Below are 1,161 nucleotides of genomic sequence, written 5' to 3' on the forward strand. Positions count from 1 at the left end.
GCGGCGCCGGATGTCGTTGAGGCGGGTGATCAGGGGGGCGATGGTGCGTCCCTCGCGGGCGGCGGCGTCCCAGTCGCGTGCCCTGAGCTGGTACTTCTCCGAGTCGAGGTACTCCTCGCTGCCGTCGCGCAGCGGGACGTTCTCGCACAGTTCGTAGCCGGAGTAGATGCCCCAGGTGGGCGAGAGGGTGGCGGCGAGCACGGCGCGGACCTCGAAGGCGGGCCGGCCGCCGTGCTGGAGGTAGGCGTGCAGGATGTCGGGGGTGTTGGCGAACAGGTTCGGCCGCATGTAGGACGCCGCCTCGCCCGACAGCTCGGTCAGGTGGTCGGTCAGCTCCTGCTTGCTGTTGCGCCAGGTGAAGTAGGTGTAGGACTGCTGGAAGCCGATCTGGGCCAGGGTGTGCATCATCGCCGGCCGGGTGAACGCCTCCGCCAGGAAGATCACGTCCGGGTCGGTGCGGTTGACGTCGGCGATCACCCGCTCCCAGAAGACCACCGGCTTGGTGTGCGGGTTGTCCACCCGGAAGATCCGCACCCCGTGCCCCATCCAGAACCGCAGCACCCGCAGGGTCTCGGCGACCAGGCCGTCCATGTCCGCGTCGAAGGCGATCGGGTAGATGTCCTGGTACTTCTTCGGCGGGTTCTCGGCATGCGCGATCGACCCGTCGGGCCGGTGGTGGAACCACTCCGGGTGCTTGTGCACCCAGGGATGGTCCGGCGAGCACTGCAGGGCGAAGTCCAGGGCGACCTCCAGACCCAGCTCGCCGGCCCGGCCCACGAACCAGGCGAAGTCCTCCACCGTCCCCAGCGCGGGATGGACGGCGTCGTGACCGCCCTCGGGCGAACCGATCGCCCACGGCACACCGACATCGTCCGGACGCGCGTCGAGGGTGTTGTTGCGGCCCTTGCGGAACGTGGTGCCGATCGGGTGGATCGGCGGCAGGTACACCACGTCGAAACCCATCTCCGCGATCGCCGGCAGACGCCGCGCGGCGGTACGGAACGTACCGTGCGGCTGCTCCGCCGTCCCCTCCGACCGCGGGAAGAACTCGTACCACGCGCCGTACAGCGCCCGCTCCCGCTCCACCAGCAACCCCAACGGCGCCGACGCCGTCACCAGCTCCCGCAACGGATGCCGCTCCAGCACCGCACCCACCTCCGG

At 70.0% G+C, this 1,161-nt stretch carries 1 pseudogene; it reads right to left on the reverse strand.

Features of this window, described 5'->3' with window-relative positions:
• A pseudogene (locus tag JS756_RS35790) lies at nucleotides 1-1,161 on the reverse strand (alpha-1,4-glucan--maltose-1-phosphate maltosyltransferase); the annotation flags it as partial.

Source organism: Streptomyces actuosus, from assembly GCF_016921115.1.
Lineage (GTDB): Bacteria > Actinomycetota > Actinomycetes > Streptomycetales > Streptomycetaceae > Streptomyces > Streptomyces actuosus_A.